Below are 335 nucleotides of genomic sequence, written 5' to 3'. Positions count from 1 at the left end.
AATTTCTAATAACTTTTTATCGAAGGCCATGATAGATCTCTTTATTCTTTAAAATATCTAATAACTGATTTACTAACATCTTACTCGGTTGTGCTTCAACTTTTAAGAAATACCAATTCTCTTTCGCAAAGCTTTGGCATTTTACAGCGTCTTTTTCGGTCATAAATATTGCCGTATCACCAAATTGACTAAAATCCGATTTTATATACGCATGATGATCACGAAAGTGTGCAGTATCGATGATATCAACACCTTCTTCTTGCAACGATTTTTCAAAGCGCTGAGGATTGCCTATTGCGCTAACCGCGACTCCTTTTTTAGGAAATTCGTCACAC

Annotated in this window: 1 protein-coding gene; it reads right to left on the bottom strand. The window is 35.2% G+C overall.

What is annotated here, in order from left to right; all coding sequences use genetic code 11:
* Positions 1-16: 16 nt before the first annotated feature.
* Positions 17-335 (bottom strand): tetraacyldisaccharide 4'-kinase (locus CWC11_RS22465; RefSeq protein WP_138684285.1); only part of this gene is annotated, 319 nt, incomplete at its 5' end.

Source organism: Pseudoalteromonas sp. S3178, assembly GCF_005886985.1.
Classification (GTDB): Bacteria; Pseudomonadota; Gammaproteobacteria; order Enterobacterales; family Alteromonadaceae; genus Pseudoalteromonas; species Pseudoalteromonas carrageenovora.
This window is presented reverse-complemented; position numbering and strand designations above follow the sequence as displayed.